The organism is Latilactobacillus fuchuensis, from assembly GCF_900258455.1.
Classification (GTDB): domain Bacteria; phylum Bacillota; class Bacilli; order Lactobacillales; family Lactobacillaceae; genus Latilactobacillus; species Latilactobacillus fuchuensis.
Genome location: NZ_LT984417.1, coordinates 118,989 through 139,194 on the forward strand (window position 1 = coordinate 118,989; position 20,206 = coordinate 139,194).

Consider the following 20,206-nt stretch of genomic DNA (forward strand, 5'->3'; position numbering starts at 1 on the left):
TTGCAACAACTTCCGCCTAATCTAAAATATCCAATAATCTTAAAACCAAGATTATTGGATATTTATAATTAGTGCTCAGTTGCTACCCGCAACGAAAAGCACTCTTTTATTTTGCTGCTCTTTTGACGTATGTGCCTTCTTGGGTGTTGATTTCTAGGACTTCGTCAGCACTGATGAAATCTGGGACGCTGACGACTAGGCCGGTTTCCATTGTCGCTGGTTTGCCTGAACCGGTCACTGTTGCGCCTTTAATTGAAGGTTGTGTTTCAACAACGCGTAAGTTAACCGTTGATGGTAATGTCACACCGATGACTTCTGAACCGAAGAATTGAATTTTGCAGTTCATATTTTCTAGCAAGAATTTAGTGGCTTCTTCGATGACATCGGTTTGGATTTCATATTGTTCATATGTTTCCATATCCATGAAGAATGCGACATCGTCTTGTGTGTATAAATATTGAACATCTTTTGTATCGATCATGGCTTGTTCAACTTTAACTTCAGGACGCATCGTTGTTTCGACGATTGAACCTGTCCGTAAATCACGTAACTTAACGCGCATAACAGTATTGCCCTTACCTGGTTTATGGTGATTAGCTTCTAGAACTTTAATTAATTTGCCGTCTTGTTCAAAAGTCATGCCGGCTCTCAGATTAACTGCTTCAATCATGATTAAATATCCCCTTTAATTTCAGAAATGGTTACTCTCTAACTTTAACAAATGTAAGCCGTTTACGCTACTCTATATCTAACTTCGGCACACTTGTGCTTGACTGTGGCGTGTAGTGTTGATACATCTTCGTAATTGGGACGGTTGGTAACCCGGTTTTAATCAAATAAACGTGTTGTTTCAAATAACGTTTGTCCGCCGAGTTTTTAAGTTTGTAACATTGAATCGCCATCTTACCAGTACTATTGGCGTTATCTTGCCCTTCGAATTGGACTTTGGCCAGCGGTAAACTAATCACGTCTTGATTCACTTTAAAATACGCCTGATCTTGATTACTACCGAGATAACTGGTTTTGGATGTGCCTGCTGGTTGATAGAATTGTTTAATCTGTTTCAAACTGTGATCATCGACCATTTTAACGACCTGCGCATCACCCTTGAAAAGTTGCAAGCCGGTTAAATCGTTGCGCACATTTTGTGAACTCATCATCAACCAAACAATCACCAAAATACTGATGAAATATACGATATGCAAGCTTAAACTACTAGCCGCATGGGATAATTTAAAGATATAACTTTCTTCTAAATCTTTATCCATCACTTGGCGCATGATGCGGTGTGCAATTAACTTATACGATAAATACCAAATCGCTAAGACCACTACCGTTGAAGCCAGTGCCGTTAAAATGGTATTATTTAAAATTTCTGAATCGGTCATCAACGGACTAAATCCGCTCACGATTTTGACCGTTAAGCCCCCTAAGACTACGATAACAATCATCTGTAAGGCAAAAAAGCGTGTTCGAATACTACTACTAATGGCCGTTGGTGTGACCGTTTTATCTGATTTATGCATGCCAACAAATCCTCCCTCATTAACCTACCCATATTTTAGCATAACCGACGCTCACTAGCTTGTTTAAACCGACTGAATCCCCTTATTTTCGCCAAGACAATAACGTATAAGTCATCGTCGTTCGGCTCATTAAAGTCGCTTGATTTTGGAATAATCGGTCTAACTCGCGCTTTAAACGGCCTTGATCTGAATAATCCGCATAATATTCAGCAACTAATTGGCGTTCAATCAATTCCGAATACTGATATTGAAACGGCTGTTCAACAACTGATTCTGGTAATTGCTGTTTAAAAGCCGCAATGATTTGTGCATCTACATTTGGATCGAACTCGTCAATCCCTAGGCGTCGGGCGAGCGGACTAAATAAATCATCTTCATTTAACGTTAATCGAAGCAATACCGTCCACTTTTGACTCTTTTGACTAATCGCTTGAAGCTTATCAGGTGATACACTTGGGTTTAAAGCGCTAAAAACAACCTGATAGGTGTCATTGGGCGTCGTCGTCAACCATTGGTCTAGCGATTCTTGACGGTAATCAACATTAGTCATCTGATTTTTCTGGGCTTCTTGTTGCGCGTAATTTAACATCCCACCTGAAATATCAGAGATCGTATACTGTTGGCTGTTGCTTGCTAAGGCCGGCAAGTAACGCCCACTGCCTCCGCCTAAATCCAAAAGTGATTCGGTTGGTAAAATCCGCTGTGCTTTTAAAAACGCCAGAACATCCTGGACAATCGGCACTTGCGACTCCTGTTGAATCTGATAATAATGGGCCGCAAAATCATCCCAGAATGTTTGAACATCATCGTCCATCTTCACTACCTCGTCTTTTTCCGCTAACTGTCCCCCTAGCTTACCAAATAATTCGTCAAACGCCAAAAAGCAGCCTTCTGGTTTGGAAATCAACCAAAAGACTGCTTTTTTATAGGCTTGTCTGAAACGCGCTTTTGGTTGCAATAGCTTCCGCTTAATCTAACCTAACCAATAATCTTAAAATCTAGATTACCGGTTAGGTTTTATTAATGCTCAACTATGCCCGCAACTAACGCGCTCTTACTTGAAACGCGCTTCTCAAGTAGCCTTTTCCGGTTAACTACAGAAACCCCATCATGGTTATAGATCGAACCATAATTGAGTTTCTTAGGTTAATCCTCAAAGCCTGACCAACTTGAGTCAGCGCTCTATCTGAAACGCGCTTCTTGAGCAATCCTCTCCGCCTAACTACATAATGACAATTATGGTTAAGCTCAACCACAATTGTCATTATTAGGTTATGCTCGAAGATTAACCGCTCAATCAGCGCTCTGTTCTAATCTTCAAACCCATCTTTATCTGCTACTTGTTTGAACCAGTGGCCCGACTTTTTGATTGTTCTTTGACAGTCGTTGTCTAAATCGACTGAGATGAAACCGTAACGGTTCTTGTAGGCGTTGGTCCATGACCAGTTATCCATGCAGGTCCACATATGATAACCCAGACAGTGGCTGCCTTCTTGAATGGCTTGGTGGACGTATTTCAAATGATCCTTCACGAAATCAATTCGATAATCGTCGTCAATCTGACCGTCTGCATTACGGTACCGTTCTTCACCTTCGACACCCATCCCATTTTCTGAGATGAAACAATCGATGTTGCCGTAATTTTCGCGAACATTGGTCAAAATATCGTAAATCCCTTTTTCGTAGATTTCCCAACCACGATACGGATTAATCTTTTTACCCGGCATCTCGTAATTATCGAAGAAATCATCTGGCATAATCCCGTGAGTATGATCAATTGGTGTTTCTTTGGCTTTCACCCGGCGTGGTTGGTAATAATTAATCCCCAACAAATCAACCGTGTTGGCCTTAACTGTCTCTAAATCGCCGACTTGATAATCAGGGAGTAATTGATTCTCTTTTAATAATGCGACTAAATCACTTGGAAATTCACCTTTAACTGCGGGATCTAAGAATGATCGGTTGAAAAAGGCATCTGCAATCTTGGCCGCCTTAACATCAGCTGGATTCTTGGCATCGCGTGGATAACTGGGCGTTAAATTCAAAACAATCCCAATTTGACCACCTTGATTGAGCGCATGATAGGCTTCAATCGCTTTGGCACTCGCCAACGTTTCGTGATAACCGACTTGAACGGCGTGTTGTAAATTAATCTCATTAGGATAATGGAATTGGTACAAATAACCCCCTTCAACGGGCACGATTGGTTCATTATGGGTAAACCATTTCTTGACGCGGTCCCCAAATAATTCAAAACAGGTTTGCGCGTAATTCACGTAAGCATCGACTGTTTTACGATTCAACCAACCGCCTTGTTCTTGGAGCGCCATTGGCATATCAAAATGGTACAAATTCATAAACGGTTCGATGTCGTTGGCAATGAGTTCATCAATGTACGCGTTGTAGAAATCAACCGCAGTTTGATTGACCGCACCCGTACCTTCTGGAAATAAACGACTCCATTGAATTGAGGTTCTAAAAGAGTTATGCCCCGTTTGTTTCATTAATTGAATATCAGTTTTAAATTGTTGATACACATCTGACGTTTTGGCTGGTCCGACTTGGTTAAAGAATTTTTCTGGCGCTTGTTGATACCAATAGTCCCAGATATTATCCCCTTTACCATCGCCGTCAATCCGGCCTTCTGTTTGCGGACCGCTCGCAGCTGATCCCCACCAGAAATTTTCTGGAAATTTATAAAATGTCATCGTCAATCCAGCTCCTTCTTATTTGAATAAATTTAGTATAACAACGTTTTCATCAAAAAGCCATTCAAATATTTATAATGTCTAGACTTTTATTATTGTGCGTGGTATATTAAGTTTTGTAATCGATTACAAATTTATTTAAGGACGGTGCTTGCCGTGAATCATTTTATGGACATGCTTAACAAACATATCATGCCACTTGCCACTAAGCTTGGTCAAAATCGTTATTTAACTGTTTTGCGTGATGCTTTTATGCTCTCATTCCCTCTTACAATGTTTGGTTCAATTGTTGTTGTTATTACTAATTTACCTTTCTTTAATGATGCGACTAAAGCGACTTTAACGTCACTACTAGGCAATGGTCAAAATGCGACGATGTCGATTATGACTGTTTTCGTCACCTTCGGGATTGGTTATTACCTATCGGATTCCTACGATGTTGATGGCATATTCGGGGGCGCAGTTGCCTTTGCCAGCTTCCTGATTCTAACGCCATTTATGATGACGACTGATAAAGGCGTCGACGTTTCCGGCGTTTTAAGTCTCGATCGACTGGGTGCTAAAGGGATGTTCCTTGGCATGATTGCCGCGTTTATCGCTGCTGAACTTTATTGTCGCTTCACTAAAAAAGGGTGGCAAATTAAAATGCCTGACGGTGTTCCGCCAGCAGTTTCCAAATCTTTTGCCGCTTTGATTCCAGCCGTTTTAACATTAACGATTTTCTTAGCCGTACAAGCTGCCGTTACTGGCTTATTCAATGTCAACTTACACGATGTGATTTATGAAGTCATCCAAAAACCATTAGTCGGTTTGGGTAGTAGCTTACCCGCAACCTTAGTGGCCCTCTTCTTTGTCCAACTACTCTGGTTCTTCGGACTTCACGGTCAAATTATCGTCAATTCAGTGATGGATCCCATCTGGAACACACTGATGCTCGAAAACTTAGATGCTTATAAAGCCGGCCGTGCACTCCCACATATCATCACTAAACCATTCATGGAAACCTTCACCGTCGGATTAGGCGGCTCTGGGATGACTTTAGCAGTCGTTATCTTGATGGCCTTCGTGATGAAGAAGAAACAATATCGTGATGTCGGTCGACTCGCATTAGCGCCTGGACTTTTCAACGTTAATGAACCCGTTATTTTCGGGATGCCAATCGTGTTGAACGCTTCAATCTTCATCCCTTGGTTAATCGCACCCCTCATCGTAACCGTTCTTAATTACGCTGTTATGGCGATTGGTTTGGTGCCAGCGCCAACTGGGGTTTCCGTTCCTTGGACGGTCCCAATCTTCTTCAGTGGGATGTTAGCCACTAACTCAGTGCTCGGTGGGATTCTCCAATTAATCGACGTGGTGATTGTCGGATTAATCTGGTTCCCATTCCTTAAGATGTTAGATCGTCAAAAAGATCCCTTAACGAACTAAAAAGATTGTCTTACCCCGCACTTTCTACTACACTAGAGAAAGAAAGCGGGGTATTTTTTTGCCAAAATACGAAGAAATTGCGAATACATTACGCCAACGGATTAAAAAAGGCGTTTATCCGGCCAATACACTTTTACCTAATCAAATCGACCTCGTTCAAGAATTCGGCGCTAGTCGGATGACTGTTAAAAAAGCCATTACGATTTTAACCATGGAGGGTCTCGTTTTAGCACGTCGGGGTGCCGGCACAAAGATTCTGGACCATTCTTTTTGGAATAAGGCCGCGATGCCGGCAAATCAATACGACGGTATGGCCGCGGACATTGCCCGTTTAGGTAAGACCTTAACCAGCGAAATCATTCAATTTGAAGTCGTCTTCCCCACACCTGAAATCCAAGAATATCTGATGCTTGCCGATCAAGAACCGGTTTATGAAATTATTCGGTTGCGGATCATTGATGGTGTTAATACGACGCTTGAACACACCTACATGCCCGTCACTCGGGCCCCCGGTCTAACCGATGACGTTCTAAAGCATTCGGTGTATAACTACTTGAAAGAGACCTTACACCTAACATTTGCGGGCGCTTTTCGGAATATTCAAGCTGATAAGTCTGATGAATACGATCAGAAATATCTCGATTGCGCACCGACAGATCCCGTCCTAGAGGTCGAACAAGTGATTTATTTGGATAACGGTGAACCGATTGAATATTCACGTAGTCGCAACCGATACGACCGCCGGAGTTATACGTATCTCGATGTTAAAAGTTAAAGACACAAAAAAAGCTAACCACCTGGTTAGCTTTTTTATTTAGTGCTATTTTTCAACATCTTGTAATTTTTGATTATCATCTAATTGCGAAATACCGGCTTGGCCGATTTTTTGCAAATGAGTCATGCTAATCCATAATAGCACTAGCGCAATCGCGATGAATAATAAGAGTACAAAGAATGTTTGTACAATTTGACCGTTACCTAAGCCAGACGTAATCGCTTGTCTGAAGCCTAATATTGAATAGCTCATTGGTAAGAATGGATGGATCACATTGTAGAAATGGTTCGTGATTTCCATTGGGAACGTCCCACCAGAACCACCTAATTGTAACATCAGGAGTACCATGGCTAAGAAACGACCTGGATTATCGAAGGCCATTGATAGGAACATGATAATCGCCATCGAGGTTAACGCGAAGGTGACTGAGATTAGGAATAATTGTGCTGGATGATCGACGTTTAAGCCTGCAACCATCATCAAGGCTGGTTCAATTAAGCCCATACCGATTGCGACAATTGCGCCAACCGCAATTTTACTCAAGAACCAAGCAGTTGCTGATTGACCTTCCATTGAAATCTTACGAATTGGATAAGCAAAGTTAAAGACGATTGCCCCAACGAATAACGCTAATGATAAAACATATGGTGCTAAAGCATGGCCGTAATTTGGCACATAGCTATAATTAGAATGTTTCAAATCACTTGGTGCCGCGAACATATCGGCGGTACTATTCGTTAATTTAATTGAGTTGACTTTGTTAGCACCGGTGTTCAACCCAGTGGTTAAAGTCTTGTTACCATTCTTCAATTGAGTGGCTCCAGAGTTTAACTTAGTTGAGTTGGCCGCTAATTGGCTTGTGCCATCAGCTAATTGATCAACACCACTTGTTAAAGTTGGAATCTTGCCATTCAATTGGACCAAACCACCATTTAAGGTTGTTGAACCAGTCGCTAATTGACTAACACCACTCGTTAATTGTGGGACTTGGCTATTCAATTGAGCAGTACCGGCAGCTAATTGACTTGAACCACTAGCTAATTGACCAATGCCACCGGTTAAAGCAGGCACTTGACCGTTTAGTTGAGTCGTACCGGCAGCAAGTTGGGTACTACCTGCCTGTGCTGATGCTACTCCATTTGTATATGTCAAAAGGCCAGGTACTAATCCTAATTTACCAGTAGTTCCTTTAAGCCCAACTTGAACTTGTTTTAAGCCAGCATTAATTGTTGATGAAGCTTGAATAGCGCCCATTGTATTCGGCGTGCTTCCGGTTTGCTTCAAGCCAGCATTAACCGTTTCAAGTCCACTAACTAATTGGGTAATCGCACCTTGTGCTTGAACAAGCGCCGTATGACCACCATTTTCAGGATCATCAGAAGCCAACGCCGCAACGCCCGCTTTCAAACTTGTTAATTTAGGAATTAACGCTTGAATTGTTTGCATTTGACTTGAAATAGTTTTTAAACTTTCCCCATTAGAAGCCGTATCTGCACCAATTAACCCTAAATTAGTTTTAATATTAGCAGCATCACTACCAGCTGAAGTTAATTGTGTCCCAACAGCTTGAGTACTTGCACCAGCACTACCTACCAATGCCATAATTTTAGCTTTTTCAGCATCCGTAGCACCTGAAGATTGAACTAAACTACTAATTTGTTCAAGTTCTGCCTTTGTTTTACCAAGGTTAACAGCAGCACTATTTGTATTAGTTTGGTCGAAAAGTTTTGTATTTATATTACCAAGACTAGCTCCCGTACTTTGTAAAAGATTACCTGTATTTTTAGAATTATTTTTAATATTCATCAAACCAGATGTAATGCCAGCTGCATCAATATCAGGCATACTAGAATGGTTCAATTCTTGATCCATCTGCTGAATTCCAGAATCAATACTACCTAAACCACCTACTAATTTCGTAATTTCTTCTTTTTGTGGTAATTTTTTATCAATACCATTAGACGCAGCGACTAGTCCTGCCGTTAGTTGAGAACTCCCTGCAAGTAATTGACTAACACCACCATCCAAAGTATCGACACCATCGTTTAAGGCATCGCTATTAGCAGTTAATTTATTCAGTCCGCCATTTAATTGACTTGCGCCACTGTTCAACTGAGTAACACCAGTTGAGAGTGCACCGGTCTTGCTATTTAACGTTTGTAAACCAGTATTTAATTGACTGGCCCCACTATTTAATTGACTGGCACCTGATGCTAATGTGCCGGTCTTGCCGTTTAACGTTTGGAGACCTGTGTCCAATGCTTTTGAACCATCGGCTAACTTTTTGACGCCGTCTGATAATGGCACAACGCTTGTTTTCATCGTCATGACACCATCGTTGACTTTGTCGACACCCGCCGTATAAGTGTTTAAACCGTCCGCTAACGTAATTGAACCATCCGTTAACTTCTTAGCGCCCTTAGCAGCGGTTGTGAAACCTTTGCCGGCCGTCTTAACTTGTTTAAACATGACTTTAGCGTACGACTTCGTGACGGTTTCCCGTAATTCAGCATTGACTTGCTTAGCGCCCGCTTCACTGATGACTTCAGCGATGAAGTTCAATGAATCGTTCGTTTTATAGTTGATTTGCATTTTCTTAGGATGCTTATCTAAAACGGTGGCCGCATTGGCTGAGAAGTTTTTAGGTAAGGTAATTACGGTGTAATATTCCTTATCTTTTAACCCTTGTTTTGCCTTTTTAGCTGACACAAAACGCCAACCGATTTGGTCGTTTTTCTTTAATTCTTTGACCAAATCTTTCCCTGCGTTTAATTTTTGACCTTCATAAGTGGTTGGGACGTCATTATTGACGACGGCCACTGGTAGATTTCCGGTACTACCGTAAGGATCCCAAACTGATTTCAGGAAGAAGATACTATACAAGAACGGAATAATCATGATCGCGATTAACGAAATCAAGATAATTTTATTCTTAGCAATGAACTTAAATTCATTTTGAACCATTTTCATTTCTGCCAAACTCCTTATATACTTTTGTTTTACAATCAATTACATTTAATATCCATAATAACTTGACTATCTTACCGCTTTTTTTGAAAACTTTCAAGTCCTAAATACCTATTGTCTGAAAATAGCCAAAAAAACACGACTAATTAAGTATATTAGTCGTGTTTCTTCTATAAATAGGTTATTTATTGTGTGATGACGGTTCCGACCGTTTCAGCCGCATTGACGGTTACGTCTGCTGATGTTTCAAAGGTCAACGTCTTGACGCGATCCATATTCGTGACCAACACTAACACCGTTTCGGCTTTTTGACTTTCACGAATCATTTCGAAATCAGCCTTCGCTAGTTGCGTAGTCGTTGAAACACTCTGACCTTCTTCAACTAAGATCTCGAATGGTTTGCCCGCTAATTCGACCGTATCTAAACCGATATGCACGAGGATTTCTAACCCGGAGTCCGTTTGAATGCCTAACGCGTGTTTGGTTTTAAAAACGTTGGTGACCGTGCCGCTAACGGGTGAATAAACCGTATCGCTAGTTGGCTGAACACCGAAGCCGTCACCGGCCATCTTTTGTGCGAAAACGGGGTCGGCCACTTGGTCTAACGGTACAAACTGGCCCGTAATTGGTGCTGCTAATTCAGTACTAACTTCTTTGGCTTTAAATAGTTTAAACATCTGATTGCCTCCTAATCGTCGCGTCCTAATATTTGATTGATTTCTTGACTTAATAAATCAGCTTTCCCGCCAAAGACGGCTTGAATCCCACCGTTGACTTCGAAAACAGCTGTGGCGCCCAATTGTTTAATTGGTGCCTGATCAACAAGCTTGCCATCAGTGACGGCAACCCGTAAACGCGTGGCACAAGCTGCAACGGTTTCGATATTCGCATCCCCGCCGAGCGCTTCAATAATGATTTGAGCTTCATCGTTTAACGTTGATTTTTTGCCAGTTGCTTTAGGCATCGCCGCGGCATCAGCAACAATGTCATCTTCCATCCCAGGAATCGCCACTTTGAACTTACGAATTGCAAAACTGAAGACGAAATAATAAACAAGTGCCCAGACAATCCCGACTGGAATCACTTTCAACCAGTTGGTCTTGGCTTCGCCTTGTAAGACTCCGAATAATAAGAAGTCAATTAAACCGCCGGAGAAAGAATTCCCAATCCGAATGTTTAAAATATCGGCAACGAAGAATGAACAACCATCTAAGAAAGCGTGGATTACGTATAACCATGGTGCAACGAATAAGAACGTGTATTCAACGGGTTCAGTAATCCCCGTCAAGAATGACGTGAGTGCGCCACTAAAGTAGAGCCCACCATTCTTTTTCCGATTAGCTTTAGGAATAGCGCGGTACATCGCCAAACAAGCGGCTGGAATCCCAAACATCATGGTTGCAAACCGACCGGCGAAGAACCGCGTGCCATAAGTGAATAGACCCGTATGGTTTGGATCAGCTAATTGCGCAAAGAAGATATTTTGGGCACCCGAGATGGTATGACCCGCAACGACTTCGGTGCCACCTAATGACGTATACCAGAACATCGGATAAATCGTATGGTGTAGCCCGACCGCACCGGTTAAACGCAATAGGAAGCCGTATAAGAATGAACCGAAGCTCCCCATGTGGGCAATTTCTTTACCCGCCATAATTAATACGTCTTGAATAGGTGGCCAAATCATGTAGAAAAAGGCTCCCAGTGCAATTGCGGCGAAAGATGAAACGATTGGAATAAAGCGTGAACCACCGAAGAAGCCTAAAAATTGTGGTAATTCAATTTTACGATAGCGGTTATGCAAGAAGGCAACGGTGCCCCCGACAACGATTGAGCCGACAACACCGGTATCAATCGTTGCGCCTTTAGCGGCAAACATTTCCAACAAGCCGCTAATTGTTGCGGTGTAGACTAGAAAGGCTACCCCACCGGCTAATCCGGCAGTCCCTTTATCACCCTCGGCTAAACCAACGGCAATCCCGATCGCAAAAATGAGCGCGATGTTCGCAAAAACGGCATTCCCCGCAAAACTCATCACTGATAAAATCGTTTGTAACCACGTTTGATCCAAGAATGGATAAGCGAGTAGGGCACTTTTATTAGTTAACGCCCCACCCAAACCCAGTAATAGACCGGCTGCTGGTAAAATAGCGATCGGCAACATGAAAGCGCGACCCAATTGCGAAAATTTCTTAAACATATTAATTCCTCCCAGAATTCAAGCTATCTTTGAGCATGAATGACTATGATTGAAGTGCTGCGATAAACCGTTGGGCAATTTCCTTAGGACGCGTAATGGCGCCACCAACGACAATCCCGGTGGTCCCGATTGCTTTAACGGCTTTAACTTGTTCAGGTGTATGAATCCGACCTTCTGCGACGACTGATAACTGATGGGCAACTAATTGTTCTAGTAACACCATATCGGGGCCCTCTAGTTTAGGACTTTCTTCCGTGTAACCGCTTAAAGTTGTACCCACAAAATCAACACCGGCCTTGGCTGCGTTCAGACCTTCTTCGAGATTTGAAATATCAGCCATCAATAATTGATCGGGATATTTGGCTTTAACGTCGCGAATGAATTCGTTGATCGTTAACCCGTCATGACGCTTGCGCAATGTACAATCCAACGCAATGACTTCAACACCGGTTGCGACTAATTCATCGATTTCACGCATCGTGGCTGTGATAAAGGGTTTTTCAGGTAAATAATCGCGTTTGATAATCCCAATCATGGGTAATTGGCAAACCGCTTTGATTTCAAGGATGTCGCGAACCGAATTGGCGCGAATCCCAACTGCACCGGCCTCTTCAGCGGCTTTGGCTAATAGTGGCATGACACCACCTTGTTCAGTATATAAAGGTTCACCAGGTAACGCTTGGCAAGAGACGATTAGACCGTCGTGAATTTGATTGATAAAAGTTTGTTTGTCCATTTCATTTTCCCTCCAATTTGTTATTATTTTGGAACTTCTCTCCGAAATAACTATAACATACTCCAAACGAAATGCAAACGCTTTATTTTAATTGACTTTGTTGGTCATTAATTGCAAACTTAGGTTACTAGTATCCTGAAAGGACAACTCATGAGCTATACACATTTAATCCGTGAACATTATCCAAAACTCACTAAATCTGAAAAAAAAGTCGCTGATTTCATTCTTTCCGCCCAAGATAAAGTGATTTACAGTACCATTAGCGACGTCAAAAAAAATACCGGCGTTGGTGATGCGACCATCATTCGTTTCTGTCAAAAACTCGGTTTCTCTGGTTTCTCCGATTTAAAAATCGAAATTGCCAAAGAAGATTTTAACCATCACGAAGCGACTGATCAAACCGTCAATTTTGCTGATGTCGTTTCAAAACGCCTCGTCGATGCCGTCCTAGCAACCCAACAACTGATTAATATCGAGCATGTTGAAGCGGCCGTCAAATTGGTGACTGAAGCGCGCCATGTCTATATTTTCGGGGTCGGCAGTAGTGGTAACACGAGTACTGATTTAGAAGGGATGTTCTTGCGCGCTGGCGTTCAGGCCAAAGCCGTCATCGATCCCCATTTTCAGGCCCAAGTCGCCTCCCTTTTATCCAAGGACGATCTCGTGATTGCTTTCTCACTTTCGGGTAAAACCAAAGATACTTACGATTCCGTGACAATTGCTAAACAAAATCACGCCAAAATCATCAGCATCACCAATTATTTACTCTCACCAATTGCCCAACAAGGCGACGTCGTCTTGCAAACTGCGATTGAAGAATTCCTAAACGGTGGCTCACTAGCTGGTAAAGTCTCCCAGCTCTATATTTGTGACGTTCTTGTCAACGGCTATGAACGCGCTAACCAAGTTGATACTCTCAAACTTAAAGAAACCGTCTTACGGTCAATTTTGGATAAGAGTTTGGATTAATCAATCAAGTTTTCAACGTAACTTCTAACGGGGTTACGTTTTTTTGATGTTCAAAACGACCAAAAAAGAGCCGGCAGCTGGTAGACTGTCGACTCTCATACTGATTATTTATAGTTGTTCCCCATTACTTTTAATTACCGTTTGATACCAGCCAAACGATTTCTTGCGGTACCGATCGAGCGTGCCTTGGCCCGCGTCGTCTAAGTCGACGTAGATAAAACCGTAACGTTTCGACATTTGACCGGTCGAAGCACTGACTAAATCGATACAACCCCAAGGTGTGTAGCCGATTAAATCGACGCCATCGCCGATTGCGCCGGCCATCGCTTCGATGTGTTCGCGCAAATAATCAATCCGATAATCATCGTCCACTTGGTGTTGGGCGTCGATTTGATCGACGGCCCCTAAGCCGTTTTCAACGATGAATAACGGTTTTTGGTAACGATCATAGAGTTCGTTCAAGGCGATTCGGAGGCCAACAGGATCAATTTGCCAACCCCAGTCGCTCGCTTTGAGGAATGGATTTTTGACGCCACCCAATAAATTACCGGCCACCGTTTCTTGTTCCGCCGTCACTTCAACAGCCGCCGACATGTAATAACTAAAGCCGATATAATCAACCGGATTGGCCTTTAAGAGTGCTAATTCTTCATCGTTCCAATTCAAATCGTTAAAAGTGAACCCATATTGGCGCATTAACCGGTTCGTATACGCTGGATATTCGCCGCGAATTTGGACATCCCCACAGAAATAATTGAAATCCTGATTCTGCTGGATTGTCGCCAACTGGTTCACCGGATTGGCATTGTAGCTGTAAGTCGTTGCGAACAATAACATGCACCCGACTTGTAAATGCGGATCAAGTTCATGGCCGATTTTAACCGCCATGGCGCCAGCCACAAATTGATTGTGCCACGCTTGGAAAATATTTTGCTTCTGATTGGCGCCATTGGCTGGGACTAAGCCTTGGCTCATCACTGGAAAATGCGCAGCACTATTGATTTCATTAAACGTCATCCAATAGCTGACTTGGTCGTGATATCGGGTTAAAACGGTCCGCGCAAACCGTTCATAAAACGTGATTAATCGTTTATTAGCCCAACCGCCATATAGTTTCGCCAAGTTTAACGGCATTTCATAATGTGAAATCGTAATCACTGGTTCAATCTTATATTTCAAACATTCCGCAATCACGGCATCGTAGAACTTTAAACCGGCTTCGTTAGGTTCAAGTTCGTCACCTTGTGGAAAAATCCGCGACCAGGCGATTGAGAAGCGGTAGCATTTAAAACCCATCTCGGCAAAAAGTGCAATGTCTTCCTTGAAACGGTGATAATGGTCAATCCCCGTATGATTGGGATAGGTATACCGTTGTTCATCAATCGTCCAATCAAAATCAGGTTGTTGGACAATTTTGAAGCGGTCTGGACCGCCTGGTAAAGCGTCAGCGATTGAAAGGCCTTTACCGCCATCCTGATAGCCACCTTCTAGTTGATTCGCAGCCGTTGCCCCGCCCCATAAAAAGCCGTCTGGAAATTTTGTCATCTAAATCCCTCCTAATGTCTATACCAATATTGTACTATAATTTTAAAGCGCTTACTATTATTATCCCTAAAAAAGCTTAACCCTTTCGGATTAAGCTGTTTGGTGCGTTAGATTGCGTTCAAAATAGCGATACGCAAAACCGATCAGATAAACGACGACGACCCCGAATAAAACGAACAATAGGCGTTCGACTAACATCACATTCGGCGTTAACGACAGCGAGAAAACCGCGGCATTAAGCGCATTAACCGTATTAAAAATCATTTTAACAAAATAGGTTTTTACAAACATATAAGCGTAACTAATCCCAATTAATAAGGTGGCAAAGTAAGTTTTCGGTACTAACACTAAGAATAACAACGTGAAAACTAGCAGCCCGATGACAGTGGCGGTCAATCGTTGCCCTGATTTTTGCCGGGTGAGTGCCAAATCCGGTTGTGTTAATGAAATCACCGTTAACATAATCCAACCAACCTTAACGGCACCTAGCCACTGCCCAACCAGATAGGCGCAGAGAATTCCGGCAGTTAATTTAATAATCAGGCTTTGATTCTGTTGCAAACTTGGTTTGAAGGCGGCTTTTTCTAACGAATCGGGCCAATTTTTCGCGCGTTCTTTTCGATAAAGTACAGCCACTAGCACCACGACTAATCCACCGACTAAAGCGGCTACCAATCGCGGCCCAATTGGTGTGCGATCTTGTTGATTCAACGCAAATAACATCAAAAAGGGAATGTAACTTTGATACTGCAGGGTCCTGACCAACACTAATAGAATAATTAATACCGTGCTCGCCACTAAGAACAGCTTTACGAATTCCGGCAAAACCAATGTTAACCAATAAGGGACCACCGTTACTAACCCGTAAAACGCCGGCACCAGTAACCACTGACGTTTTAAAGAAACCCCTAATGGCATTTCTTTAAACATCAATAACCCAGTCAACACAAACACCCCAACGTATAGACTTGTCGGGCCAAAGATTCCTTTAAAGCCCCCGATAAAAACCAAAATAAAGACTAATAACCCGAACTTTCGACTCACTAATTGCCACCCTTTTTTCACGACGCTAACTCCTAACCACTTTTTGATAATTAGGAAACAGTATACAACAAAATACCGGGCAAACCTAATTAAGATTTGCCCGGTACACTGCTTTATAAATTCTGCTTGGCCATCATTCTTTGGGTTAAATAACCGAAGAGAATCATGGCAATAATTTCAAGACCGTAAACTAAACAATAATGTCCCGTAATGTTAGTATCCGCAATCGGCACAAGGTTAACAATCAAATTCGTTACTAACTGATAGACCCAAGTTAAACCGATAAACACGAGAATCGCTTTTTTAGCCCCCCGCATCCAAGTACAAGCTAAGAGCATTAGCGTGACCGTTGTTAAGTATCCAATAATCAAATCAATCACGTATAAAACAGCATGCCCTTTCGTGATTGAATACGTCATCATCGTCCATAAGCTACTGCTGAGTTGCAATTTAAGAACGAATATAATGGCTGGAATCAGCAATAAAACGAGCGCCGCTAGTACTGATAAACAAATTGCTGCGACTAATTTTGCATAAAATAAATGCTTCCGTTTAATCCCTGAAGCCATCATCAACGCTAACACATCGTTATTATAATCCACCGATAAGATATGGAATGGATACCAATATAAAAGAATAAAATTAGCGATAATTAATAAAAAGAGACTCAGCATTAGGAAAACTTCGATATCGGCGCTACTACCGAGCAACGCATCAATACTTTCCACGTTGATTGTCACTACTGTCCAGATAATATTAATTAAGGCCATAATCCCAAACGCCAATAGATAGGCTTTTTCATGGAAGAATTTAAAGAACTCCATTTTAATAATTCGTTGAACCGTCATTTTGTCACTTCCTTAATTTAACTTGTTATTCAATGCGCTGAGCACACCGATTTCATTGATTTCAATTTGTTCATTCGCCATCTGTACCTGTAATTTAGCCCAGTTAGGATCTTTAATCGACAGTTGAATGCGCCCATCGGCTAACACGTCATGCGCATAATCCAAGTCCGTTAAAATGGCTTGAACCCGCACGTTATCAGTCGTGTCCAAAATCCGTAATTTCTTATCGGTTTCAGCCGCTAAATCAATTGTTTCAATCAATTGACCGTGATCGATGACAAAAACTTCTTTGCATAACGCTTCAATATCACTTTGCACGTGGCTTGAAATTAATAAGGTCATTTCTTGTTTTTCAACCAAGGTTTGTAGATATGCTTTGAACCATTGGACCGTTTCTAAATCTAAACCACGGAATGGTTCGTCTAAGATTAAGAGTTCTGGTTGATGTAATAACGCCATTAATAGAATTAATTTTTTCTTCATCCCGTACGAATACGTTTTAACTTTTTGATTGAGGACGTTGTTAATACCGAGTTCCGTCGCTAATTCTTGCGCCCGATTACGGTCAAAATTGCCCCGTAAACCACTAAAATATTCGAGATTAAACCAACCGGTTTGGCCCATATAAACGGACATGCCATCTAAGACAATTCCGACTTTACCCAAAACGGCAGGCTGTTCACGTACATTTTGACCATCAATTTTAATCTCACCCGCATAATTAGTAATGATATTCGTCAAACTCTTGAAGAATGTCGTTTTCCCCGCACCATTATGCCCGACAATGCCGTAAGCGCCGCCGTCTGGTATCGTTAATTCGGTTAAATCCAGCGCGATGTTATTGTGGTAACTGACCACTAAGTTGTTCACTTCGATTTGCATACTGATCCTCCTTGCCTAATGAATTGTATTATAACGCTTAAAGATGACGAATTTGTGAAGGTTAATAAATTTATGGAAAATGAGACAAAAAAATAGATTATGACTAATAACTAGACATAATCTACTATTTTAGGATGTACTCAGAAGCTGACCAGCTCAGATCAGCGCTCTAAACGCGCTTTTGGTTGCAACAACTTCCGCTTAACCTAAAATCACCAATTATCTTAAGTTCAAGATAACCGGTGATTTTTGTTAATGCTCAGTTGCTACCCGCAACCAAATTAGCGCTCTTATTCGTGTAGTTCGTCAAATCCAAAGACCATTTCTAGGTGCATTAGGACTGTTGCGATTAATTCACCTGGCGCGGTTTCAATATACTTAACGGCCCGACCCGCATCCATAAAATCCATGGTTCTCACTTGAAATGGATTAACACTGCCTCGCACTTTCTCTAACCCATTAATCCGCACAAAATGCTGTTTAACATTCTTGGTTGACGTAATCGGGCACACGGCAATCATCCCCGTAACTTGATTATAATCATCGTTACTGACGACAATTGCCGGTCGTGTTTTTTGAATTTCATGACCTTTACTCGGATCAAAATTAATCGTGACAATATCACCTAATTGGGGTGTATAACCGATTTTTGTCATTTTCATATCTGTTCATTACCCGATTGACTATCGACACTAAATTCTGAACCGATATCGATTTCTTGATGATCGACCACAGCTTGTTTAAAAATATTGGGTGCCTTTTTCACGAAAGTAATCGCGTCATCGTGACCTTTGTAAGCAACATACTCAACATCACTTTGCATGTTAAACTTCGCCGGGACGGTTAGAACAGTTGCATTGCCTTGTTTACGAATTCTCATTTCAACGACCCCCTTATTTATCTTTATTATAGCGCTTAAAAAAAGTGAATACAATGTATTCACTTTTTAAGCTGTTGCTTATTTTAGGAAGGACCAACACGAATCAGCGCTCTATCTGAAACGCGCTTTCCGAGTAGCCTTTTCCGGTTAACGACATAACGGGAATTATGGGTAAATCGCCCATAATCCCCGTTATTAGGTTAATCCTCAAAACTTAACCGCATGTCATTAGCGCTCTATTTCTTTTCTATCTTAGTCATGCCGCCCATGTATGGCACTAATGCTTCTGGGATTGTGACGCTGCCGTCTTCGTTTTGGTAGTTTTCCATAATAGCGGCAACTGTCCGGCCGACTGCTAGGCCTGAACCGTTCAATGTGTGGACCAAGTTAACCCGGCCTTCTTCGTCACGGTAACGAATTTGGGCGCGGCGTGCTTGGAAATCAGTACAATCTGAACAGCTTGAGATTTCACGATACGTATTTTGAGCAGGTAACCAAACTTCAACATCGTACGTTTTAGCGGCTGTAAAGCTGGCATCGCCAGTTGCTAACGTAATCACGTGATATGGCAAATTTAATTTTTTCAAAATATTTTCAGCATTAGCTGTCATTTTTTCAAGTTCGTTAAATGATTCTTCAGGACGCGTAAATTTAACCATTTCAACTTTGTTAAATTGGTGCATCCGGATTAATCCCCGTGTATCACGGCCAGCACTACCGGCTTCTGAACGGAAGGCTGGTGATAATGCTGTGACGTAAATTGGTAATTGTGCGGCGTCTAAAATTTCATCGCGATAAAAATTCGTTAAAGGCACTTCAGCCGTTGGAATCAACGTCATTGGTTCGCCTTCATTGGTCATCGTATAAACATCTTCAGTAAACTTAGGAAATTGGCCAGTCCCGAACATTGATTCATTATTGACTAAATAAGGCGTAATCATTTCTTCATAGCCTTCTTCAGCATGTTGATCCAACATGAAGTTATAAACGGCGCGTTCTAGACGAGCACCGGCACCACGATAGTAAACAAAACGACTACCAGAAACTTTAGCGGCGCGTTCAAAATCTAGGATGCCTAATTTTTCGCCTAAATCCCAATGGGCTTTTGGTTCAAAATCAAATTGACGAGGTGTTTCCCATTTGCGTTCTTCACGGCTGAAACTTTCGTCTGGGCCAACGGGTGCAGAATCGGCTGGGAAGTTAGGGAGACGAACTAAAATGTAATCTACCTGTTCTTTAACGGCAGCTAATTCTTCATCTAAAGCCTTAATTTGGCCCCCGACATTCTTCATCGCGTTGATTTGTTCAGTTGCGTCTTCTTTATTCCGTTTGGCAACGGCGATCGCTTCTGAAGCCGTATTGCGTTGTTGTTTTAATTCTTCAGTTTTAATAATTAATGCCCGACGCTTTTCATCGAGTGCAATCACTTCGTCCACTTCTGCGGCTTTAATGCCCCGAGTTGCTAATTTGTCTTTGGCCCATTGTGCGTTGTCACGGATTACTTTGATATCTAACATCTAAATCGCTCCCTTTTTAAAAAAATATATAAAAAAAGCCTTCTCATCCCCTAAATTGGGACGAAAAGACTTCACATTCGCGGTACCACCCAAGTTCACCCGTCACTAAAGACTGGTGCCCTTCATTGCTGATAACGGTCAGAAGCCGTGTAGCTATTCACTACCCACTATTGCGCTGGAA

General features: G+C 42.0%; 18 protein-coding genes. 3 read left to right on the forward strand and 15 right to left on the reverse strand.

What is annotated here, in order from left to right:
• Positions 1–106 precede the first annotated feature (106 nt).
• From efp to LFUMFP_RS00605, 4 genes are all read right to left on the reverse strand, one after another.
• Entirely contained in the window at positions 107–670 is a 564-nt protein-coding gene (gene efp, locus LFUMFP_RS00590; RefSeq protein ID WP_025083533.1) for an elongation factor P, read from the reverse strand.
• Between the two features lie 67 nt (positions 671–737).
• Positions 738–1,526 (reverse strand): hypothetical protein, encoded by a 789-nt coding sequence (locus tag LFUMFP_RS00595; RefSeq protein ID WP_106482838.1) that lies wholly within the window; start codon positions 1,524–1,526, stop codon positions 738–740.
• Positions 1,527–1,608: 82 nt separating this feature from the next.
• Positions 1,609–2,484: a class I SAM-dependent methyltransferase gene (locus LFUMFP_RS00600; protein WP_233210604.1), complete on the reverse strand. Its 876-nt coding sequence runs from the start codon at positions 2,482–2,484 to the stop codon at positions 1,609–1,611.
• A gap of 352 nt (positions 2,485–2,836) precedes the next feature.
• Positions 2,837–4,234, reverse strand: coding sequence for a glycoside hydrolase family 1 protein (locus LFUMFP_RS00605; protein WP_106482839.1), 1,398 nt, complete (start codon positions 4,232–4,234; stop codon positions 2,837–2,839).
• Between the two features lie 156 nt (positions 4,235–4,390).
• Between LFUMFP_RS00605 and celB the strand changes: the two genes are divergently transcribed.
• Together celB and LFUMFP_RS00615 are read left to right on the forward strand one after the other, a co-directional pair.
• Positions 4,391–5,662: a PTS cellobiose transporter subunit IIC gene (gene celB, locus LFUMFP_RS00610; RefSeq protein WP_056950480.1), complete on the forward strand. Its 1,272-nt coding sequence runs from the start codon at positions 4,391–4,393 to the stop codon at positions 5,660–5,662.
• Positions 5,663–5,720: 58 nt separating this feature from the next.
• On the forward strand, positions 5,721–6,437 hold the full coding sequence (locus tag LFUMFP_RS00615; protein WP_025083537.1) for a GntR family transcriptional regulator: 717 nt from the start codon (positions 5,721–5,723) through the stop codon (positions 6,435–6,437).
• A 45-nt stretch (positions 6,438–6,482) separates the two neighbouring features.
• Here the strand turns inward: LFUMFP_RS00615 and LFUMFP_RS00620 are convergent, their stop codons facing one another.
• From LFUMFP_RS00620 to LFUMFP_RS00635, 4 genes are all read right to left on the reverse strand, one after another.
• Positions 6,483–9,401 (reverse strand): YhgE/Pip family protein, encoded by a 2,919-nt coding sequence (locus LFUMFP_RS00620; protein WP_456298595.1) that lies wholly within the window; start codon positions 9,399–9,401, stop codon positions 6,483–6,485.
• Positions 9,402–9,589: 188 nt separating this feature from the next.
• On the reverse strand, positions 9,590–10,081 hold the full coding sequence (locus tag LFUMFP_RS00625) for a PTS sugar transporter subunit IIA (protein ID WP_106482841.1): 492 nt from the start codon (positions 10,079–10,081) through the stop codon (positions 9,590–9,592).
• Positions 10,082–10,092: 11 nt separating this feature from the next.
• On the reverse strand, positions 10,093–11,604 hold the full coding sequence (locus tag LFUMFP_RS00630; RefSeq protein ID WP_106482842.1) for a PTS transporter subunit EIIC: 1,512 nt from the start codon (positions 11,602–11,604) through the stop codon (positions 10,093–10,095).
• Positions 11,605–11,647: 43 nt separating this feature from the next.
• Positions 11,648–12,340 (reverse strand): N-acetylmannosamine-6-phosphate 2-epimerase, encoded by a 693-nt coding sequence (locus LFUMFP_RS00635; protein ID WP_106482843.1) that lies wholly within the window; start codon positions 12,338–12,340, stop codon positions 11,648–11,650.
• A gap of 150 nt (positions 12,341–12,490) precedes the next feature.
• Here LFUMFP_RS00635 and LFUMFP_RS00640 point away from each other — a divergent pair, with 150 nt between their 5' ends.
• Positions 12,491–13,309 carry a MurR/RpiR family transcriptional regulator gene (locus LFUMFP_RS00640; protein WP_106482844.1) on the forward strand — a complete coding sequence of 273 codons (819 nt, stop codon included), beginning with the start codon at positions 12,491–12,493 and terminating at the stop codon, positions 13,307–13,309.
• Between the two features lie 108 nt (positions 13,310–13,417).
• Here the strand turns inward: LFUMFP_RS00640 and LFUMFP_RS00645 are convergent, their stop codons facing one another.
• The 7 genes from LFUMFP_RS00645 to serS all read right to left on the reverse strand — a co-directional run bounded on the left by LFUMFP_RS00645 (position 13,418) and on the right by serS (position 20,025).
• Positions 13,418–14,854, reverse strand: coding sequence for a glycoside hydrolase family 1 protein (locus LFUMFP_RS00645; RefSeq protein ID WP_025083543.1), 1,437 nt, complete (start codon positions 14,852–14,854; stop codon positions 13,418–13,420).
• A gap of 90 nt (positions 14,855–14,944) precedes the next feature.
• Positions 14,945–15,919, reverse strand: coding sequence for an FUSC family protein (locus LFUMFP_RS00650; RefSeq protein WP_106482845.1), 975 nt, complete (start codon positions 15,917–15,919; stop codon positions 14,945–14,947).
• A gap of 92 nt (positions 15,920–16,011) precedes the next feature.
• The gene (locus LFUMFP_RS00655) at positions 16,012–16,746 is read right to left on the reverse strand and encodes a hypothetical protein (RefSeq protein WP_025083545.1); all 735 of its coding nucleotides are present in this window, start codon (positions 16,744–16,746) and stop codon (positions 16,012–16,014) included.
• Between the two features lie 12 nt (positions 16,747–16,758).
• The gene (locus LFUMFP_RS00660; protein WP_025083546.1) at positions 16,759–17,628 is read right to left on the reverse strand and encodes an ABC transporter ATP-binding protein; all 870 of its coding nucleotides are present in this window, start codon (positions 17,626–17,628) and stop codon (positions 16,759–16,761) included.
• A 290-nt stretch (positions 17,629–17,918) separates the two neighbouring features.
• Positions 17,919–18,290, reverse strand: a complete 372-nt coding sequence (locus LFUMFP_RS00665; RefSeq protein ID WP_025083547.1) for a type II toxin-antitoxin system PemK/MazF family toxin — start codon at positions 18,288–18,290, stop codon at positions 17,919–17,921.
• A complete protein-coding gene (gene mazE, locus LFUMFP_RS00670; RefSeq protein ID WP_106482846.1) occupies positions 18,287–18,508 on the reverse strand; it encodes a type II toxin-antitoxin system PemI/MazE family antitoxin in 222 nt (73 codons plus the stop codon). Before mazE ends, LFUMFP_RS00665 begins: the two co-directional genes overlap by 4 nt.
• A gap of 236 nt (positions 18,509–18,744) precedes the next feature.
• Positions 18,745–20,025, reverse strand: a complete 1,281-nt coding sequence (gene serS, locus LFUMFP_RS00675; RefSeq protein ID WP_106482847.1) for a serine--tRNA ligase — start codon at positions 20,023–20,025, stop codon at positions 18,745–18,747.
• Positions 20,026–20,206 lie beyond the last annotated feature (181 nt).